Source organism: Cellulomonas sp. EB106-03-03-XG116 (genome assembly GCF_058792015.1).
On the sequence record NZ_JBYTEP010000002.1, the window covers coordinates 124,098 to 141,732 of the forward strand.

22 protein-coding genes are annotated in these 17,635 nt (G+C 77.1%); 17 read left to right on the forward strand and 5 right to left on the reverse strand.

Features of this window, described 5'->3' with window-relative positions; genetic code table 11:
* Positions 1-6: 6 nt before the first annotated feature.
* Together nhaA and AC3WUG_RS01540 are read right to left on the reverse strand one after the other, a co-directional pair.
* Positions 7-1,893 (reverse strand): Na+/H+ antiporter NhaA, encoded by a 1,887-nt coding sequence (gene nhaA / locus AC3WUG_RS01535; RefSeq protein ID WP_492326020.1) that lies wholly within the window; start codon positions 1,891-1,893, stop codon positions 7-9.
* A complete protein-coding gene (locus tag AC3WUG_RS01540; RefSeq protein ID WP_492326021.1) occupies positions 1,890-2,717 on the reverse strand; it encodes an SDR family oxidoreductase in 828 nt (275 codons plus the stop codon). Before AC3WUG_RS01540 ends, nhaA begins: the two co-directional genes overlap by 4 nt.
* Positions 2,718-2,893: 176 nt before the next feature.
* Between AC3WUG_RS01540 and AC3WUG_RS01545 the strand changes: the two genes are divergently transcribed.
* The 10 genes from AC3WUG_RS01545 (at position 2,894) to AC3WUG_RS01590 (ending at position 12,463) form a co-directional block, all read left to right on the forward strand.
* On the forward strand, positions 2,894-3,589 hold the full coding sequence (locus AC3WUG_RS01545; RefSeq protein WP_492326022.1) for an Atu4866 domain-containing protein: 696 nt from the start codon (positions 2,894-2,896) through the stop codon (positions 3,587-3,589).
* Positions 3,590-3,760: 171 nt separating this feature from the next.
* Positions 3,761-4,591: a DUF4397 domain-containing protein gene (locus AC3WUG_RS01550; protein WP_492326023.1), complete on the forward strand. Its 831-nt coding sequence runs from the start codon at positions 3,761-3,763 to the stop codon at positions 4,589-4,591.
* A gap of 67 nt (positions 4,592-4,658) precedes the next feature.
* Positions 4,659-5,336 (forward strand): class F sortase, encoded by a 678-nt coding sequence (locus AC3WUG_RS01555; protein WP_239192119.1) that lies wholly within the window; start codon positions 4,659-4,661, stop codon positions 5,334-5,336.
* Complete coding sequence (locus tag AC3WUG_RS01560) at positions 5,333-5,989, forward strand: sigma-70 family RNA polymerase sigma factor (RefSeq protein WP_492326024.1); 657 nt, start codon at positions 5,333-5,335, stop codon at positions 5,987-5,989. Before AC3WUG_RS01555 ends, AC3WUG_RS01560 begins: the two co-directional genes overlap by 4 nt.
* A complete protein-coding gene (locus AC3WUG_RS01565; RefSeq protein WP_492326025.1) occupies positions 5,970-6,713 on the forward strand; it encodes an anti-sigma factor in 744 nt (247 codons plus the stop codon). Before AC3WUG_RS01560 ends, AC3WUG_RS01565 begins: the two co-directional genes overlap by 20 nt.
* 49 nt (positions 6,714-6,762) lie before the next feature.
* Positions 6,763-7,800: a LacI family DNA-binding transcriptional regulator gene (locus tag AC3WUG_RS01570; protein ID WP_492326026.1), complete on the forward strand. Its 1,038-nt coding sequence runs from the start codon at positions 6,763-6,765 to the stop codon at positions 7,798-7,800.
* A gap of 167 nt (positions 7,801-7,967) precedes the next feature.
* On the forward strand, positions 7,968-9,227 hold the full coding sequence (locus AC3WUG_RS01575) for an ABC transporter substrate-binding protein (RefSeq protein ID WP_492326027.1): 1,260 nt from the start codon (positions 7,968-7,970) through the stop codon (positions 9,225-9,227).
* A gap of 73 nt (positions 9,228-9,300) precedes the next feature.
* Positions 9,301-10,269 carry a carbohydrate ABC transporter permease gene (locus AC3WUG_RS01580; RefSeq protein WP_492326028.1) on the forward strand — a complete coding sequence of 323 codons (969 nt, stop codon included), beginning with the start codon at positions 9,301-9,303 and terminating at the stop codon, positions 10,267-10,269.
* Positions 10,269-11,156, forward strand: a complete 888-nt coding sequence (locus AC3WUG_RS01585) for a carbohydrate ABC transporter permease (protein ID WP_492326029.1) — start codon at positions 10,269-10,271, stop codon at positions 11,154-11,156. Before AC3WUG_RS01580 ends, AC3WUG_RS01585 begins: the two co-directional genes overlap by 1 nt.
* Positions 11,153-12,463, forward strand: coding sequence for a family 1 glycosylhydrolase (locus tag AC3WUG_RS01590; protein WP_492326030.1), 1,311 nt, complete (start codon positions 11,153-11,155; stop codon positions 12,461-12,463). The genes AC3WUG_RS01585 and AC3WUG_RS01590 overlap by 4 nt, the downstream gene beginning before the upstream one ends.
* A 7-nt stretch (positions 12,464-12,470) precedes the next feature.
* Here AC3WUG_RS01590 and AC3WUG_RS01595 read toward each other — a convergent pair whose 3' ends face one another.
* Positions 12,471-12,986, reverse strand: coding sequence for an Asp23/Gls24 family envelope stress response protein (locus AC3WUG_RS01595; protein WP_492326031.1), 516 nt, complete (start codon positions 12,984-12,986; stop codon positions 12,471-12,473).
* On the reverse strand, positions 12,977-13,525 hold the full coding sequence (locus tag AC3WUG_RS01600) for an RNA polymerase sigma factor (protein ID WP_492326032.1): 549 nt from the start codon (positions 13,523-13,525) through the stop codon (positions 12,977-12,979). Before AC3WUG_RS01600 ends, AC3WUG_RS01595 begins: the two co-directional genes overlap by 10 nt.
* 154 nt (positions 13,526-13,679) lie before the next feature.
* Between AC3WUG_RS01600 and AC3WUG_RS01605 the strand changes: the two genes are divergently transcribed.
* From AC3WUG_RS01605 to AC3WUG_RS01630, 6 genes are read left to right on the forward strand one after another with little or no spacing between them, the layout of a single operon-like run.
* Positions 13,680-14,165 (forward strand): Asp23/Gls24 family envelope stress response protein, encoded by a 486-nt coding sequence (locus tag AC3WUG_RS01605; RefSeq protein WP_492326033.1) that lies wholly within the window; start codon positions 13,680-13,682, stop codon positions 14,163-14,165.
* 29 nt (positions 14,166-14,194) lie between these two features.
* Complete coding sequence (locus AC3WUG_RS01610; RefSeq protein WP_492326034.1) at positions 14,195-14,527, forward strand: hypothetical protein; 333 nt, start codon at positions 14,195-14,197, stop codon at positions 14,525-14,527.
* Positions 14,524-14,706 carry a DUF2273 domain-containing protein gene (locus AC3WUG_RS01615; RefSeq protein WP_217614830.1) on the forward strand — a complete coding sequence of 61 codons (183 nt, stop codon included), beginning with the start codon at positions 14,524-14,526 and terminating at the stop codon, positions 14,704-14,706. The genes AC3WUG_RS01610 and AC3WUG_RS01615 overlap by 4 nt, the downstream gene beginning before the upstream one ends.
* A complete protein-coding gene (locus AC3WUG_RS01620; protein ID WP_492326035.1) occupies positions 14,699-15,073 on the forward strand; it encodes a hypothetical protein in 375 nt (124 codons plus the stop codon). The genes AC3WUG_RS01615 and AC3WUG_RS01620 overlap by 8 nt, the downstream gene beginning before the upstream one ends.
* Positions 15,070-15,636, forward strand: a complete 567-nt coding sequence (locus AC3WUG_RS01625; RefSeq protein WP_492326036.1) for a DUF6286 domain-containing protein — start codon at positions 15,070-15,072, stop codon at positions 15,634-15,636. Before AC3WUG_RS01620 ends, AC3WUG_RS01625 begins: the two co-directional genes overlap by 4 nt.
* Positions 15,633-16,223: a hypothetical protein gene (locus AC3WUG_RS01630; protein ID WP_492326037.1), complete on the forward strand. Its 591-nt coding sequence runs from the start codon at positions 15,633-15,635 to the stop codon at positions 16,221-16,223. The genes AC3WUG_RS01625 and AC3WUG_RS01630 overlap by 4 nt, the downstream gene beginning before the upstream one ends.
* Positions 16,224-16,273: 50 nt before the next feature.
* Here the strand turns inward: AC3WUG_RS01630 and AC3WUG_RS01635 are convergent, their stop codons facing one another.
* Complete coding sequence (locus tag AC3WUG_RS01635; RefSeq protein WP_492326038.1) at positions 16,274-16,420, reverse strand: hypothetical protein; 147 nt, start codon at positions 16,418-16,420, stop codon at positions 16,274-16,276.
* Between the two features lie 117 nt (positions 16,421-16,537).
* Between AC3WUG_RS01635 and AC3WUG_RS01640 the strand changes: the two genes are divergently transcribed.
* Positions 16,538-17,614, forward strand: a complete 1,077-nt coding sequence (locus AC3WUG_RS01640; RefSeq protein ID WP_492326039.1) for a DUF418 domain-containing protein — start codon at positions 16,538-16,540, stop codon at positions 17,612-17,614.
* Positions 17,615-17,635 lie beyond the last annotated feature (21 nt).

Genomic DNA, 17,635 nt, shown 5'->3' on the forward strand with positions numbered 1-17,635 from the left:
TCCTCCTCAGGTCCGGGTGAGATCGGCGGTGGGGTCGGGGTGCGGCTCGGCGGCGCGGCCGGTGCTGGGCGTGGTGCCGCCGGCGAGCAACGCCGCCCGCAGCTCGTCCACGTCCACCGGGCCGTCGTAGCGCCGGTCGTCCACGAAGAACGCGGGCGGCCCGGGCAGGCGCATCGTCGCGGCGTCGGTGACGTCCTCCGTGACCCGCGCGAGGTGGGTGCCGTGCCGCAGGGCGTCGTCCAGGCGGTCCAGGTTCAGGCCGGCCTCGGCGGCGCACCGCCGCACCTCGCGCGAGGACAGCCGCCCCGCGCGGGCGGCGAGCGCGTCGTGCATCGGCCAGAACCGGGCCTGCGCCGCCGCCTCCTGCGCGGCCTGCGCGGCCTCGACCGCGGTCGGGTCGTCGGTGGGCAGGTGCCGGAACGTGAACAGCAGGCGGTCGCCGAGCTCGGCCCGCAGCTCGTCGACGGTCTCCACCGCGCGGCCCGCGTCCGGGAACACGAATGAGGCGTAGACGGTGAGCCGGTGCGGCGCGCTCAGGTCCCCCCGCACGTGGTCCCGCGCCGGGTCCACCGGCCGGATCAGGGGGTCCGGGGCGGTGCGCCGGTGCCGGTCCGTCCGCGCGGCCAGCGCGAACGCGGCGGTCGCGAGCAGCGCGGCGAGCAGCGAGGCGGCGAGCACCCCGATCCGCGCGTCGGCCCGCAGCGTCGGGTCCGTCAGGGCCACGTCGACGATGAACAGCGAGATCGTGAAGCCCATCCCCGAGACGAGCCCGCCCGCCACCAGGTGGCGCGTGTGCAGGCCGGGGGCGAGCCGGCCGAGCCGCAGCGCGACGGACGCGCGCGCGCCGAGGGTGATGCCGAGCAGCTTGCCGCCCACGAGGCCCACGACGACGGCCCAGGTCACGGGCGAGGCGGCCGCGGAGCGCAGGGCGGGGCCGTCGAGCGCGACGCCGGCGTTGGCCAGGGCGAACACGGGCACCACGACGAGGTTCACGGCGGGCGCGTACAGCGTGTGCAGCCGCTCGTTCACCGACACCGCGCGCGCCATCCGCAGGGCGGCGTCGCGTCCCCGCCGGGGGGTCGGCGACCGGGAGAACCGCACGGCGGCGTCCATCGCCGCCTCGACCTTCTCGCGGTGGGGCGGGTAGACGGGCATCGCCAGGCCGATCGCGACGCCGGCGAGGGTCGCGTGCACGCCGGACCGCAGCACGGCGACCCAGGTGACGGCGGCCAGTACGAGGTACGCCAGCCCGCGCCACACCCGCAGGTGCCGCAGCCCGGCGATGGCGAGGGTGGCCGCGGCGGCGACGGCGAGCGGGCCGAGCCGCAGCTCGTCGGTGTACGCCAGGGCGACCACCGCGAGCGCGCCGACGTCGTCGACGACGGCCAGGGTCAGCAGGAACAGACGCAGGGCCGCGGGGGCGCGGCGGCCGGCGACGGCCAGGAGCCCCAGCGCGAACGCGGTGTCCGTCGAGATGACCACGCCCCACGCGGTGACGGCCTCGCGGGGCGCGTCGGCCCAGGTGAGCAGGGCGACGTACAGCCCCGCGGGCAGCAGCAGCCCGGCGACGGCCGCGACGACGGGGACCCGGGCGCGCCGCCGGTCGCGCAGGTCGCCCACGGCGAGCTCCCGCCGGGCCTCGAGGCTGACCAGGAAGAAGAACAGCGCCATCAGCGCGTCGTTGACCCAGTGCCGCAGGTCGAGCGAGACACCCGCGCCGCCGACGGTCACGGCGGCCGGGGTGTGCCAGAAGGCCTCGTAGGTCGAGCCGGGCAGGTTCGCCCAGACGAGCGCCGCGGCGGTCGCGGCGAGCAGGATCGCCGCGGCCGCGGCGGGGGAGGTGCGGAGCCGGGCGGGGACCGCGGCGGCGCGGGCGCGCCCCGGGCCGGTCACCGCAGGCTCCAGCGCCGGCGCGCGGGCCGGGGCGCGCCCTGCACCGTGGGCAGCGCCGCGTCCTGCCGGGTGGGGAGGACCACCATGTCGGTGACCGTGACGTGCGGCGGCTGGTCCATCCCGAACAGGACCGCCCGGGCCACCGAAGCGGGGTCCACCGGCGGCACGTCCCGATGCAGGTCGCGCCACTCCCGGCGGGCCGCGTCGTCGCTCATCGCGGACCCGAGCGGGGTGCCCGTGACCCCGGGCTGCACGTGGTGCACGCGGATGCCCTGCACGCCGAGCTCCCCGCGGAGCGTCCGGGCCAGCTGGCCGACCGCGGCCTCGACCGCCGAGTACACCGCGAACCGGGGGAAGCCCACGGTGCCCGCGATCGCGCCGACCACGACGAGATCGCTGCGCCCGGCGGCGGCGGCGAGCTCGAGCTCGCGGACGAACGTCTGCGCCGTCTGGAGCATCCCGGTGAGGTTCGAGTCGATCATCTCCGCCCACTCGCCGGGCACGCCCCCGGCGAACGCGCCGCCCGCCATGCTCCCCGCGGCCGCCACGACCGCGTCCACGGGTGCGGGAAGCCGCGCGGCCAGGTCGTCCCGGGCCTCGCCGAGGGCGAAGGCGTCCGCGACGTCCACCTCGGCGGTCGCGACCCGGTCGCCGGCGTGCGCGAGCTCGTCGGCCACCCGGCGCAGGGCGCGGCGGTCGCGGTCGAGCAGGCCGACCGCGTCCCCGCGCTCGACGAGCAGCCGGGCGCAGGCCCGGCCGATGCCGCTGCCGGCGCCGGTGACCACGACCGTCCGCCGGGGGAGCGGGCTGCCCGTGCGGTCCATGGCTCGAGACCTCCAGTTCGTGCGGCTGCTGCGGGGCGTGCTGCGCCCGCCTCACCAGGAAACCGAGCCGGCCACCGACGTGCCTGGGTGCGTCACGGCCTGGTTGGCGGCGCGCCCGGGCGCGACGGTGGCCCCCGGGGGAGCGGCTGTCCCCGGCCCGGAGGAGAGGAGACGCGATGGCACGGCAGGACGACCTCGGCGGCGCGGCGGAGGACACCGCGGACGCGCGGAGCACGCGCGCGTCCGCCGTCGTGCTGACCGGAGCGCTGGTCCGGACGCTCGACGAGGGCGTCGGCGACCTGGCCGTCGGCGACGTGCTGGTCGAGGGCGGCGTCGTGACCGGGGTCGGGCGCGACCTCGTGGCCGCCGCCGGCCCCGGCACCCGCGTCGTCGACTGCGCCGGGGCGACCCTGGTCCCCGCCGCCGCACCCGCCTCGCCCCGGGTCGGCTCGCTGACGCCCGGCAGCCCGGCGACGTTCGGCGTGCTGCCGGCGCGGGCCGCGCGACCCCGTCCGCTCGAGGAGGTCGTCTGGTACGCCGACGAGGCGACGCTGTGGGTCGACGGCGTGCCCGCCCCCCGCGCAGGTGGGCGGGGGAGGACGCACGGCGGCCCGGCGGCGCGGGCGCCGCGGTCGGTCGAGGGCCCGCTCGTCGGCACCTGGTACGACGAACGGGCCGACGTCGTCCAGGAGCTCGGTCCCGCCGGCCGGTACGACGAGACCCGCGGCGGGCGGCGGCACGCGTTCCAGGGGTCCTTCTGGGTCCGCAGGGACCGGGTCGTGTACCGCGACGACCTGGGGTTCTGGGCGTACGGCGTCCTGCGCGGCGACACGCTGCACCACGCGCACTTCCGGTTCCGCCGCCGCTCCTGACGTCCGGGCCGGGCGATGCCGCGGTCGTCGGTCGCGCGCCGCCCGCGCGCCGCCCGCGCGGGGACGCCGGAGAACTTCTCGCGCGCCGGTGCATCCGGCCGGGGGGTCCGCGTCGTAGAGGGGGTGTCAGTGCACCTGCCCCCTCCGGGGGGACCGGACAGAGGAGTTCGCATGCAGCACCGTCCGTTCGTCATCGGGTCGGCCGGCGTCGCCGCCGCGGCCCTGGTCGCCCTCGCGACCGCGATGCCCGCCACCGCCGCCACGTCCGGGACCGCGTCCCTGTCCGTGCTGCACGGTGTGCCCGACCTGACCGTCGACGTGTGGGTCGACGGCCAGCGCACGTTGGACGACTTCGCGCCCGGCACCCTCGCGGGCCCGCTGGACCTGCGCGCCGGCGCGCACACGGTCGCGATCACCGCGGCCGACGCCGCCGACGCGAGCCAGCCGGCCATCGGCCCGGTCGACCTCACTCTGGACGCCGGGGCGAGCTACACGGCCGTCGCCCACCTGGACGCGGCCGGCAGCCCGACGGCGACCCTCTTCACCAACGACCTGTCGGAGGTCCCGGCGGGGCAGGGCCGGCTGACGGTGCGGCACACCGCGGCTGCTCCGGCGGTCGACGTGCTGGCCAACGGCAGCGCCGTGGTGACGAACCTGTCGAACCCGGACGAGCAGACGCTGACCGTCCCGGCCGGCACCGTCTCGGCGGCCGTCGCCGCGACCGGGACGACCGACCCGGTGATCGGCCCGACCGACCTCACGATCGCGGAGGGCGCGGACACGATCGTCTACGCCTGGGGCTCCCTCGAGGCCGGCAACCTGCAGCTGGCGGTGCAGACGATCGACGGGCTGCACTCGGCGCCGGGCGGCGTGCCCTCCGGCGAGCTCGGCCTGGCGGACGACGGCGGCTCGCCGGCACCGTGGATCGCGGCGGCGGCGCTCGTCGGCGCACTCGGTGCCGTCGCTCTGACCACCCGTCGGACGGCCGCCCAGCGGCGCTGACCCCTGGACCCGGGGGCGCGGCCGGTCGAGCAGAGGCCGGCCGCGCCCCGGACCACTGGAGCCCCCCGTGACGCACCACGACCCCCGGCCACGTCGCGCCCCCCTCGGCGTGGCCGGGCCGCTCGCCGTCCTGGTCGCCGTCCTCGCGGCCTGCACGCCGGCCCCGACCGGCGTGCCGTCCCCGGACGGCGCCCCGACCTCGGCCCCGGCGACCACGGGCCCGGCCGCGCCGGCCCCGCCCGCGGTCCCCGTGGTGCCGGCGACCCCGCCGCCGCCGGTGGAGACCCGCACCGCGCCGGTGCGGGTCGTCGTGCCCGCCCGGTCGATCGACGTGCCGGTGGATCCGGTGGGGGTGGCCGAGGACGGGCAGATGGAGATCCCCCCGCTGGCGGAGCGCGGCGGGTGGTACCGGTTCGGGGCCGACCCGGGCGACGCCGCCGGCACCACCGTGGTCGCGGCCCACGTGGACTCCGTCGCCTCGGCCGGGACCGGGCCGTTCGTCCGGCTCGTCGACGTCGTCCCGGGCGACGAGGTCCAGGTCGTGCTGGCCGACGGCAGCACGCGCGCGTACGTCGTGGACGCGGTGACCCGGTTCCCCAAGAGCGAGGCGCGCTGGCCCGACGTGTTCACCCGCGACGGCCCGCCCCGGCTGGCGCTCGTGACCTGCGGCGGCACCTTCGACCGCGCCACCCGGCACTACCGCGACAACGTGCTGGTCACCGCCACCCCCGCGGACGCGGGATGACCGCGCCGCAGATCGCGGCGCAGCCGCCACGGCTGCCGCCCGGCCCGACGAGGAGGACCGCCCTGCCCAGGACCGTGGCGCACCTGCGCCCACCGCCCGAGTGGGACGACGAGGCGCTCGCGCGTGCCTTTGAGGCCGGCGACGAGCACGCCCTCGCGGAGGCGTACCGCCGGTGGGCGGCCTACGTGCACACGCTGGCCCTGCGCACGCTGGGATCCGCGGCCGACGCCGAGGACGTCACCCAGCAGGTCTTCGTCTCGGCGTGGCGCGGGCGCTCCGGCTACCGCGCGGACCGGGGCGCGCTGCGCGGCTGGCTCACCGGCATCACCCGCCACGCGGTCACGGACGCGCTCTCCCGGCGCAGCCGCGACGTCCGCGACCTGCACGCGCTCGCGCAGCACGCGGAGCGGGCGGAGGTCCCGGACGTCGCGTCGGTCGCCGAGCGGGTGACGGTCGTCGACGAGCTCGAGCAGCTGGGCGAGCCCCAGCGCACGATCCTGGCCCTCGCCTTCTACGGGGACCTCACGCACGACGAGATCGCCCGGCGGCTCGACCTGCCGCTCGGCACCGTGAAGAGCCACATCCGACGTAGCCTGCTGCGGCTGCGCGACCGGCTGGAGGAGGTGAGGGACGGTGCCGCACCTCGGGTCTGACGCCCTCGCCCTGCACGCGGTCGGCGAGCCCGCGACCCCGGCGGAGCGGCGGCACCTCGCGGAGTGCGACCGGTGCGCCCGCGAGCTGGCGGTCCTGCGCTCGACGGCGGCCTCCGCGCGCGCCGGGGTCGGCGAGACGCTCGTGCCCGCGCCCGACGCCGTGTGGGAGCGGATCAGCGCCGAGCTCGGCCTGGCCCCGGACGTGCGGCCCGGCCCGGCCGGCGCCGCCTCGGCCGGGCCGCAGGACGGGACCCGGCCGGCGCGTCCGGGCGGCGGCGCCTCGGCCGGCCGCTCCCGCGGCCGGTGGCTGCTCGCGGTGGCCGCGGGCCTGGTGGTCGGCGCGGTCGGTGGCGGCGCCGTGGTCGCGGCCGGCCAGCGGCCGACGGAGACGGTGGTCGCGGAGGCGCGGCTCGACCCGCTGCCCGGCTGGGCGGCGTCCGGGGACGCGTGGCTCGAGGAGGGCGCGGACGGGACGCGCACGCTGGTGGTGCGGGTGTCCCGGACCGAGGAGGACGGCTTCCGCGCGGTGTGGCTGCTGGACCAGGACGCGACGCGGCTGGTCAGCCTCGGGGCGCTCGACGGCGACGAGGGCAGGTTCGCCGTCCCGCCCGGCCTGGACCTGGACGAGTTCACCGTGGTCGACGTGTCGGCCGAGCCGTTCGACGGCGACCCGGCGCACTCCGGGGACAGCATCGTGCGGGGGGCGCTCGACCGGCCTGCGTGAGCGGGGGGGTCGGGCCCCGCGCGGCGTTGCAACGTTGTAACCTCGGCCCGTGGCGATCGAACCCGAGGGCAGGGCCGCCCCGACGCTGCGCGACGTCGCGCAGCTCGCGGGCGTGTCGTTCAAGACCGTGTCCAACGTGCTCAACGACCACCCGCAGGTGCGGGAGGCGACGCGCGCCCGGGTGCTCGCGGCCGTCGAGCAGGTGGGCTACCGGCCGAACCTCGCCGCGCGGAACCTGCGGCTCGGGCGGAGCGGCGTCATCGGCCTCGCGGTGCCGGAGCTGAGCCAGGCGTTCTTCGCCCAGCTCGCGGACGAGGTGATCCGGGTCGCGGCGGAGCAGGACCTGGTCGTGCTGGTCGAGCAGACCGGCGGGCTGCGCGAGCGCGAGCTCGAGGCGCTGCGCAACCCGCGGCTGTCGCTGACCGACGGCCTGCTGCTCGCCCCGCTCGGGCTGACCCACGCCGACATCACGCCGGACCCGGCGGGCCGGCCGCTGGTGGTGCTGGGCGAGCCGCTGTTCCCCGGCCCGGTCGACCACGTGACGATGCAGCACGAGGCGGCCGCCCGCGCCGCGACGGAGCACCTGCTCGGGCTCGGGCGCCGGCGGGTGATGCTCCTCGGCGCGCACGCCGCCGAGGAGACGGGCGTGGCCGCGCTGCGGTACGCCGGGTACCGGGCCGCGGTCGAGGCCGCCGGGCTCGGCGTGGACGACGCGCTGGTGGTGCCGATCGAGACCTGGGACCGCAGCAGCGGGGCCGAGGCGATGGCGCGGGTGCTGGACGCGGGCGTGCGGATGGACGCGGTGTTCGCGATGAACGACGACCTCGCCCTCGGGGCGCTGCGCTCGCTCCAGGAGCGCGGGGTGGCGGTGCCGGCGGACGTGGCGCTGGTCGGGTTCGACGACGTCGCGGACGGCCGGTACACCTACCCGAGCCTCACCACCGTCGAGCCCGGGCGGCACGACATCGCCCGGGAGGCCGTGCGGCTGCTGCGGGAGCGGATCGACGACCGCAGCCGCGGCGAGCTCGAGCCGCGGGTGATCGCACCGGGCTTCCGGCTGGTCGTCCGGGAGTCCACGAGCGGCTGACCGGCCGTTCCGCCGGCGAGCGCGCGCCTCGTCGGCCCGACCGGCGCCCGACGCCCCGCAGGTCGCCCGCGGCCGGGTTGACACGCCCCCGCCGCGTGGCCCACCATCCCACTTACAACGTTGTCTTACAACGTTGTATGCGGGCCCTCCCCGAAAGGACACACGCAATGAAGCGCACCCCCGCCCTCGTCGTCGCGCCGGTCTGCCTGGCGCTCGCCCTCGCCGCCTGCTCCGGCGGCGGCGGTTCCTCCGACTCCGCCGGCCCCGTCGAGCTGACCTTCTGGCACGGGTACACCGAGGCCGACGGGGACGTGCTCCAGCAGATCGTCGACGACTTCAACGCCGCCCACGACGGCGAGATCACGATCACCACCCAGGTGAACCCCTGGGACGTCATCGACGACACGTTCCTGCCGGCCCTCTCGGCGGACAACGGCCCCGAGATCGTCGCGATGCCGGCCGAGCGGCTGCCGGTCTACGCCGACCGCGGCGCGTTCGTCGACCTGGACGACTTCTACGCCGCCGACGAGGCCACGCCGGACCTCAACGCCGGCGCGCTCGACATGGTGACGGTCGACGGCACCGCGTACGGCGTCCCGACCGGGTTCGTGCCGCTCACGATGTTCTACAACCAGGCCCTGTTCGACGCCGCGGGCGTCGCGGTGCCGACGACCTGGGACGAGTGGGTCACGGCCGCCGAGGCGCTCACGGTCGACGAGGACGGCGACGGCACGCCGGAGCAGTACGGCCTCGCGCTCGCCGACCACGCCACCGTCGGCAACGGCGTCTGGCCGTCGCTGTTCTACGGCAACGGCGGCGCGGTCGTCGAGGACGGCGAGGCCGTCGTCGACTCGCCGGAGAACGCCGAGACCCTCGAGTTCTGGCACGACGCGATCGCCACCGGGAAGATCAGCCCGACGGGCGTCGACGGTGTGAGCGGCGACAGCCTGTTCAGCAGCGGCCGCGTCGCGATGTACATCGGCGGCCCCTGGATGGCGACCGTCTCCGAGGAGAACGGGATCGACTACGGCCTCGCGCCGATCCCCGCCGGGCCCGAGGCGCAGGCGGCGTCCGCGATCGGCGTCTCGATGGCGCTGACCCGGCAGGCCGACCAGGCCCAGCAGCAGGCCGCGCAGGAGTTCTTCTCCTTCTTCCTGTCCCGCGAGGAGTCCGTCGCCTGGGCGCTCGGCTCGGGCTGGCCGCCGCTGCGCACGGACATCGCCGCCGACGAGGTGGACGAGAACCCGGTGGTCGCCGCGCTCACCGAGCAGGCCGAGCTCGGCCGCCCGCTGCTGCCCGGCGTGGTGAACAGCACCGACGTGCTCACGGCCGTCGACGACCTGACCCAGCGCGCGATGGCCGGCGAGCCGGTCGACGACCTGCTCGCCCAGGCGCAGACCGCGATCCAGGCCGCGCTGGACGACTGACCGACCCACCCGGACCGGCCGTCCCCGGGGCAGTGACCCCGGGGACGCCCTCCCTCCCGAGAGGCACCACCCCATGACCACCGCGCACGTGACGGGATCCCGCAGGCGGGCCTACCGTGCCCCCGCGCCGCTCGGCGGCCGCCCGGACGGGCACCTGCGGCGCACGCGGACCGGCGGGCGCCGGAACCGCGCCGCCCTCGCCTTCCTCGCCCCGGCCCTGATCATCATGGCGGTCTTCGTCGCCTGGCCGATGGTCTCGGCGCTGCAGCTCTCGTTCACCGACGCCAGCGGCTTCGGCGAGGCGCAGTGGGTGGGGCTGGACAACTACGCCCGTATCTTCACCGACCCCGACATCCGCGACGCGGTCCGCAACACCGTCGTCTACGCGGTGCTGTTCACGCCGACGGCGGTCGTCGTCGCGCTGGCGCTGGCCCTGCTGCTGACGAACGACCGGCTGCCGCTGCGCGGGCTGTTCCGCACCTCGCTGTTCCTGCCGTTCATCATCTCGCTGGCCGTGGCCGCCCTGGCGTGGTCGTACCTGATCGACCCGCAGGTCGGGCTGCTGCACCACTGGCTGCGGGGGATCGGGATCGACCTCGGGAACGTCCTGCAGGACCCGACGCTGGCGATGCCCGCGGTCGCGCTGGTCGCGGTGTGGAAGAACTTCGGCTTCTACATGGTGATCTTCATGGCGGGGCTGCAGGAGATCCCGGGCTCGCTGTACGAGGCCGCCAAGATGGACGGTGCCGGCGCCTGGTCCCGGTTCCGGCACATCACGCTCCCGATGCTGTCGAACACCCTGGCGTTCGTCCTGATCTTCGCGATGATCGCCGCGCTCCAGGCGTTCGACCAGATCTACGTGATGACCGGCGGCGGCCCCTACGGGAACACCCAGACCGTCGTCATGGAGATCTACGAGTCCGGGTTCCGCAAGCTCGAGCTCGGGTTCGCCTCCGCCCTGTCCTACGTCCTGCTGCTCGCGACGCTCGTGCTGAGCGTCGTCCAGTTCGTGTTCTTCGGGCGCCGCGAGAAGGAGTCCTGATGTCCGCCGCCACCCTCGCGCCGACCGCCGCCCCGGAGCGCCCCCGCCTCGCGCGGGCCGGCCGCCGCCGGGTCCGCGTCTCCACCGTCCTCATGACGGCGGGCGTCACGGTCACCACGCTGATCGTCCTGCTGCCGCTGTTCATCGTCCTGTTCACGGCGTTCAAGCCCACGGCGGAGGTCAACGCCTACCCGCCGACGCTGCTGCCCGACGCCTGGACGACGGCGAACTTCGAGCGGATCTTCTCCGACCTGCCGTTCGCCCGGCTGATCGGCAACAGCTTCCTGTTCGCCGGCGGGGTCACGCTGTTCGCGGTCACCTTCGACGCGCTGGCCGCGTACGCGCTCGCCCGGATCGACTTCCGGGGGCGGCAGGTGCTGCTCGTCGCGATCATCGCGACGCTGATGATCCCGTTCCAGGCGACGCTGATCCCCGTCTACCAGATCGTCACCGACCTGGGCTGGGTCAACACGTTCGCGGGGCTCATCGTCCCGCGCGCCGCCGACGCGTTCGGCATCTTCTTCCTGCGGCAGTTCTTCATCGGCCTTCCCCGGGACCTCGACAACGCCGCCCGCATCGACGGCGCGTCCGAGCTGCGCGTGTTCTGGCAGATCGTCCTGCCGAACGCCCGGCCCGCGATCCTCACCCTGGCGATCTACATCTTCGTCAACAACTGGAACGACCTGCTCTGGCCGCTGGTCTTCACGACGCAACAGGAGATGGGCACCATCACATCCGGACTCACCCAGCTCACCGGCCCCGGCGGCATCGTGCCGTACGGCGTCATGATGGCGGGCGCGCTCGTCGCGGTCGTCCCGCTGGTCCTCGCCTTCATGCTCGTGCAGCGCAAGTTCATCGAGTCCATCGCCACCACGGGGCTCAAGTGACGGGCCCGGCGGCGGCCGGCGGCCGCTGGTTCGAGGACGGCGCGCTGCACTTCGGGCTCGGCATCGAGGACACGTTCGTGCCGCAGGGCGGCCCGGGCGAGCGCCCGATCGACGAGTACGCGCTCACCGACCACTACGCGCGGTACGCCGAGGACCTCGGCCTCGCGTCGGACGCCGGCGCGACGTTCCTGCGCTGGGGCGTGCCGTGGCACCGGGTCAACCCCGGGCGCGGCGTCTGGGACTGGTCCTGGGTGGACCGGGTCGTCGACCGGTTCGGCGAGCTCGGGCTGCGGCCGGTGATCGACCTGCTGCACTACGGCACGCCGCTGTGGCTCGACGGGCAGTTCGCGCACCCCGACTACCCGCAGGTGGTGGCCGAGTACGGCGTCGCGTTCGCGGAGCGGTACGGCGACCGGGTCACCGACTACACGCCGGTGAACGAGCCGATGATCCACGCGCTGTTCTGCGGGGTCTACGGCTACTGGCCGCCGTACCTCACGGGGGACGCCGGCCTGACGACGATGGTCCGCGCGCTGGGCGAGGGCTTCGTCCGCACCCAGCGCGGGATCGCGGACGTCCTGGGCGACCGGGCGGCCTTCATGCACGTGGACGCGTCCATGCGGTACGCCGGCGACGTCCACGGCGAGCACCGCGCGCAGGCCGAGCGGCTGACCCACCAGGCGCACCTCGTCGAGGACCTGGTGACCGGCCGCGTCGACGACGCGCACCCCCTCGTGGGCGTGCTGCGCGCGCACGGGACGTCCGACGACGCGCTCGCGTGGTTCGCCGACCACGCCGTGCGGCCGGACGTGATGGGGGTCAACTACTACCCGCGCATCTCCACCGAGGTGTTCGAGGAGGGCGTGCACCACGGCGGCGGGTTCGCCGACCCGCGCCCCGCCCAGGACGCCGGGGTGGCCGGGCTGGTCGAGGTGCTCCTCGAGGCCGAGCGCCGGCACGGGGCGCCCGTGATGCTGACCGAGACCGCCGTCACCGCCCCCGTCGCGGACCGGGTGGCCTGGCTGCACGAGTCCGTCGCCGCGATCCGCACGCTGCGGTCGGTGGGGCACCGGGTCGTCGGCTACACCTGGTGGCCGGTGTTCGACATGTACGAGTGGACGTACCGGCACGGCACGGCCGAGCGCGAGGAGTACCTGCTGACGATGGGGCTGTGGGACCTGGTCGAGGACGGCGCCGGCGGGCTGGACCGGCGGCGGACGCCGGTCGCGGACACCTACCGGGCGCTCGCGACGGACACGCGGGCCAACGGCGCCGTCCGGGCGGTGGAGCGGCGCCGGGCGGCCTGACCCCCGGCTACGGCCGTCCCGCCGGGCGCGCCGACGTCGCGTCGTCCTCGGCCGGCCGGTGCACGTCGGCGATGTGCACGTCCACGGTCACCCGCGCCGGCTCCAGCGGGACGCCGAGCGTCCGCTCGACCTCGGTCAGCACCGCCGCGCGCGCGGCGTCGGCGTCCGGCCCCACCGGGGACCCGTAGGCCACGCTGAGCCGCAGCGCGACGCCGTCGAGCTCGGCGTCGGGGCCGACGTCGACCTGGACGTCGAGCACCCGCGCCGGCGTCACGCCGTCGACCGCGCCGCGGAGCCGGTCGACGAGCACGGGCGTCGCGACGGTGAACCGGCCGTCGGCGTGCCGACCCGCCACGTGCGGCGCGGGGCGGAGCGTGCGCCGGACCCGCTCGAGCACGGCCTCCCGCGCGCGCACCCAGCCCGCGTCGGTGATCTCCCGCAGCGTGCCCGCCGCGCGCGCGACGACCTCGTCGGGGTGGTCGTGGTCCTCCGGCCGGTCGGAGGGGTCGCGGTCTACCGCCATGTCGCCAGCCTCCTCCCCAGCGTGGTCCGCGCCCGGTGCACCGCACCGCGCACCGCGTCGACCGTCGTCGCCTGCACCCGGGCGACGTCGGCGTAGGACATGCGCTCCACCTCCACCAGCATCCAGCACGCCCGCTGCATCGGGGGCAGCTCCCGCAGGGCGATCTCGAGGGCGTGCCGCAGGTCGGCGGCCTCGACCAGCGCGATCGGGTCGCCCGGGGCCGCGGGCAGCGCCGCCTCCTCGGGCAGCGGTGCCGCCGGGTGCCGCGCGTCTGTCCGGACGCGGCGCCGCACGGTGTTGGTGAGGATGCCGAACAGCCAGGTGCGGACGGCCGCCTCGCCGCGGAACCGGTCGGCGGCCAGCCACGCGGTGACGAGCGCCTCCTGGACGCAGTCCTCGGCCGCGCCGTCGTCGTGCAGCATCCGCCGGGCGTACCGGTACATGGCCGCGCCGTGCCGATCGACCAGGGCCGCGAACGCGTCCCGGTCGCCGAGCCGCGCGCGCCGGACCAGCTCGGCGTCCTCCTCACCGGGCCTCACGAGCGCCAACCTAGCCTGTGACCCAGATCACAGCGACCGGACCGTGAGTACCGGCCACGCGCGGGCACCCACTCCTGTCAGGACGGTGCGGACGAGCCGCCATCCGGGCCCGCGACCGGCGGGCCGGGCCGCCGCGCCGGACGAGGAGGTCGACATGACCGGCACGACGCCCGCCCAGGCCGGGACCAATGACGCCCAGGAGCTGACGCCCAAGGACCGCACCCGCGCCGTGGCGAGCGCGCTGACGACGGAGCGCGGCACCACCACGATCGCCGACACGGTGGTCAGCAAGATCGCCGGGATCGCGGCGCGCGACGTCGCCGGCGTGCACGACGTCGGGGGCGGCGCCCAGCGCGCCTTCGGCGCCCTCCGGGAGCGCATCCCCGGCGGGTCGACCAACTACTCGCAGGGCGTCAGCGTCGAGGTCGGGCAGTCCGAGGCGGCCGTGGACGTCGACATCGTGGCGGAGTACGGGGTCGCGATCGCCGACGTCGCCGAGGCGGTGCGCCGCTCGGTCGTCACCGGCATCGAGCGGATGACGGGGCTCCGGGTCATCGAGGTGAACGTCAGCGTCAACGACGTCTGGCTGCCGCAGGACGACGACCAGGACGGCGAGCCCGCCCCGTCGCGGGTCCAGTGACCGGGCCGGCGGTGCCGGCGGCGGACCCCGTGGCCGCCCGGGCGCACGCCGTGCGCGCCGCGGCGCTCGCCGTGCCGGGGGTGGTCCGGCTGAGCGCCGGGCCGCTCGGCGAGGTCGGGACGTACCTGGCCGGCGAGCGGGTCCCGGGGGTGCGCCTGGCGTCCGACGGCGTGCACGTGCACGTCGTCGTGGCCGCCGGCCTGCCGATCCCGGGGACCGCCGCCGCGGTCCGCACCGCGGTCGCGGCGACCGCCGGGACCGGGCTGCCGGTGCACGTGCACGTCGAGGACGTGGATCCCGTGGGGCAGGAGCCCCGCGGGTCGCAGGTCCCGCCCCGCGGGACCGGGAAGGACGAGGGATGAGCTCGATGACGACGACCGGCCTGCTGGCCGGCCTGCTGCTGGCGGTGGCGATCACCACCGGCGGCCTGGTGGGCTTCCTGCTGGCCCTGGTGCTGGGCGGCCTCGGCCTGGTGGTCGGTGCTCACGCCGACGGGCGGATCGACCTCGGGGCGGTGCTCGGGGGGCGGCGCCGTGGCTGACGTCCTGACCCCGGCGCCGTCGGCGGCCCCGCCGGACGCGCCCGCGGTCGGCGGCCGGGTCACGATCGCCGACCGCGTCGTGGCCCGGGTGGCCCGGCGGGCGGCCGAGCGCGCCTCGACGCCGGTCCGCCGGGGGCCCGTGGGCACGGACCTGCCGCACGTGGACGTCGAGGTGGCCGGCCGGCGGGTGCGGGTGGCGGCGCGGGTCGCCGGGACCTGGCCCGAGCCGGCCGCCGACGTCGCCTCGCGGGTCGCGGGCGCCGTCCGGGCCGAGCTGGAGGGCCTCGTCGGCGTCCGGGTGGACGACGTGCTGGTCACCGTCGAGGCCGTCGTGGCCGCGGCCGAGGCGCGCCGGAGGGTGTCGTGAGCGCGGCGGCCCACGTGGCCCCGCCGGCCCCCGCGGCCCGCCCGGCCCGGCGCGCGGGCGCGGCCCGGGCGATCGGGGTGGTGCTGGCGGTGCTGCTGGTCCTCGCGGGCCTGGTGCTGGCGCGGGAGGCGCTCGCCTCCGCCTCGTTGCTGGGCCTGCGGCCGTCCCAGGCGTGGCTGCCCGGCGTGCTCCGGGCGGTCGACGGACGCCCGGTCGACACAGGCGTCGCGGTGGCCGGCGTCGCGCTCGCGGTGCTGGGCCTGCTGCTCCTGGTCGCCGCGTGGCGGCGCGGCCCGGCCGACGTGGGGCTGCGCGAGGCGCCGGCCGCTCGGCTGAGCCCGAAGGACGTCGCGCGGCTGTCGTCCGCGACGGCGGAGGACGTCGACGGGGTGCTGCGGGTGTCGTCGACGGCGACGGCGCGGTCCGTGCAGGTCCGGGTCCTCGGGACCGGGGCGCCGGGCCTGGCCGAGGAGGTGCGCTCCGCGGTCGAGGACCGGCTGGCCGGGCTCGACCCGGTGCCGCGCGTCCGCGTCGCCGCGCGGGACAGCGGGACCGGGCGATGAGCGCGCGCCGCGGCACCGGCGTCGACCGCACGGTGCTCACCGTGCTCGGCCTGCTGCTGCTCGTCGTGGGTGGGCTCGCGCTCGCCGCCGGTGCGGGGTGGACCTCCGGTGTGCGGGTGGGGTCCGTCGGCCTGGACCCGGCGACGGTGGACGTCGGCGGCGCCGTCACGGCGACGAGCCGGTCGTGGTGGGCCGGTGCGTGCGCAGTCGCCGCGGTCGGGCTGATCGTCCTCGGCGTGCTCTGGCTGCTCCGGCACCTGCCGCCGGGCGGCCTGCCCGACCAGGCGCTGCCCGGGTCGCGCACCGGCGAGCGGCTGCGCGTGGACCCCGGCGCGGTCGCCCGGGGGGCGGAGGACCGGTTGGAGGCGGACCCGCGGGTCCGCGGCGCGCGGCTCTCCGTGCGCCGGGAGCGTGCGGGCCTGGTGCTGGCCGGGGAGGTGAAGGTGGACGCCCGGGTGGACCTGCCGGAGGTGGCGGCGCTGGTCGACCGGGTGCTGCGCGAGGCGGCGGGGGTCCTCGGGTCGCCGCTGGCCGGGCGGGTGCGGCTCCGGGTGAGCCGGCGGCGGGCGCGCGGGCCGGTGGCCTGACCGGCGCGGTCCCGCGGCCGGACCGCGGGCGGCGGACCCCGGGCGGTGCCTCAGCCCGTGGTCAGCCGCAGCTCGCCGGGGTGCCCGAGCAGGTCGCCCAGCCGGGCGGCCTCCGTCTCGAGGGCGTCCGCCGCGCCGGAGCCGAGGTGCTGCCGGCCGAGGCGCCACGCCAGCGCCTGCGCCGACGAGATCGTCATGCCCCGCAGCGTAGGACCGCGGACCGACGCCCGGTCGTGCCGCGGTGGGACCTCGCCCGTCCGGGTCGGTCCCGCGGGCTGATCCGCGCCGGCCACCCGTGGTGGTGACCTGGGGGCATGCCGCACCCGTCCCCGTCGCGCGTCGTCCTCGCGCCCGCCGCGCCCGCCGCGCCCGCCGCGCCCGCCCCCGACTCGCGGCCGCCCCGCTGGCGGTTCCTCGACTCGCTGCGCGGGTTCGCGCTGTTCGGCATCCTGCTGGTCAACGCGGTCGACCTCACCGAGGCGACGACGCACCGCGCAGGCGCCGCCGTCGCCGACCCGGTCCGCGACGCGCTGCACCTCGCGGTGCAGACCCGGTTCGTGCCGATCTTCGAGCTGCTGTTCGGCATGAGCTTGTGGTTCGTGCTGGCGGGGGCCCGGCGGCGCGCGGCACGGGCCTGGGTGGTGCCCGCGCGGCGGATGGCGGCGGTGGCGCTGATCGGCGCGGCGCTCATGGTCGTCTACCCCGGCAACATCCTCGTCGAGTACGGGGTGGTCGGCCTGCTCGTCCTGCCGGCCGTGGCGCTCGTCCCGCGCGCGGTGGTCCTCGGCCTCGGCGTCGCGCTGACGGGCGCGGCCTACGCGCTCGCGGGCGGCGGTCTCGTCGCCACGCCCGGCCTGGTGCTCGCCGGGGCCGGGGCCGCGGCCTACGGGCTGCCGCGGGCGCTCGAGACCCGCACCCGCGGCGTCGCGCTCGTGTGCGCCGCCGCGGCGGTCCTCACGGTGCCCGCGCTGGCGTGGCAGCTGACGCAGCCCGGCGACCCGCGGTTCACCACCGCCGGCGGCGTCGCCGGGCTCGTGGTGGCGGTGCTCTGGACGACCGGCCTCGCCCTGCTCTGGCGCACCCCGGCGCGGCGCGCGATCGCCTGGTTCTTCGAGCCGCTGGGCCGGATGGCGCTCAGCGGGTACGTCGGGGCGGCGGTCGTCCTGGCGGCCGCGGCCCGGGTGGTGGACTTCGGGTCGATGGCGACGGTGACGCCGGTCGTGCTGCTGTGCGTGCCGCTGATCGTGGCGCAGTCCCTGCTGAGCCGGGCGTGGCTGCAGCGGTGCGCGTACGGCCCGGTCGAGTGGGTGCTGCGGTGCGCGACCTGGTGGCGTGCGGTGCCGCTGCGGGTCGGCCGCACTCGGCAGGAGCCGCGCCCGGCCCGCGGCTAGGGTCGAGGGGACCCGCGCCGC

Coding starts and splice junctions, on each gene's coding strand:
- AC3WUG_RS01540 (WP_492326021.1), bottom strand. CDS start 2,717: ATGGACCGCACGGGCAGCCCGCTCCCCCGGCGGACGGTCGTGGTCACC.
- AC3WUG_RS01560 (WP_492326024.1), top strand. CDS start 5,333: ATGACCGCGCCGCAGATCGCGGCGCAGCCGCCACGGCTGCCGCCCGGC.
- AC3WUG_RS01585 (WP_492326029.1), top strand. CDS start 10,269: ATGTCCGCCGCCACCCTCGCGCCGACCGCCGCCCCGGAGCGCCCCCGC.
- AC3WUG_RS01635 (WP_492326038.1), bottom strand. CDS start 16,420: ATGACGATCTCGTCGGCGCAGGCGCTGGCGTGGCGCCTCGGCCGGCAG.
- AC3WUG_RS01615 (WP_217614830.1), top strand. CDS start 14,524: ATGAGCTCGATGACGACGACCGGCCTGCTGGCCGGCCTGCTGCTGGCG.
- AC3WUG_RS01640 (WP_492326039.1), top strand. CDS start 16,538: ATGCCGCACCCGTCCCCGTCGCGCGTCGTCCTCGCGCCCGCCGCGCCC.
- AC3WUG_RS01580 (WP_492326028.1), top strand. CDS start 9,301: ATGACCACCGCGCACGTGACGGGATCCCGCAGGCGGGCCTACCGTGCC.
- AC3WUG_RS01605 (WP_492326033.1), top strand. CDS start 13,680: ATGACCGGCACGACGCCCGCCCAGGCCGGGACCAATGACGCCCAGGAG.
- AC3WUG_RS01595 (WP_492326031.1), bottom strand. CDS start 12,986: ATGGCGGTAGACCGCGACCCCTCCGACCGGCCGGAGGACCACGACCAC.
- AC3WUG_RS01545 (WP_492326022.1), top strand. CDS start 2,894: ATGGCACGGCAGGACGACCTCGGCGGCGCGGCGGAGGACACCGCGGAC.
- AC3WUG_RS01630 (WP_492326037.1), top strand. CDS start 15,633: ATGAGCGCGCGCCGCGGCACCGGCGTCGACCGCACGGTGCTCACCGTG.
- AC3WUG_RS01575 (WP_492326027.1), top strand. CDS start 7,968: ATGAAGCGCACCCCCGCCCTCGTCGTCGCGCCGGTCTGCCTGGCGCTC.
- AC3WUG_RS01550 (WP_492326023.1), top strand. CDS start 3,761: ATGCAGCACCGTCCGTTCGTCATCGGGTCGGCCGGCGTCGCCGCCGCG.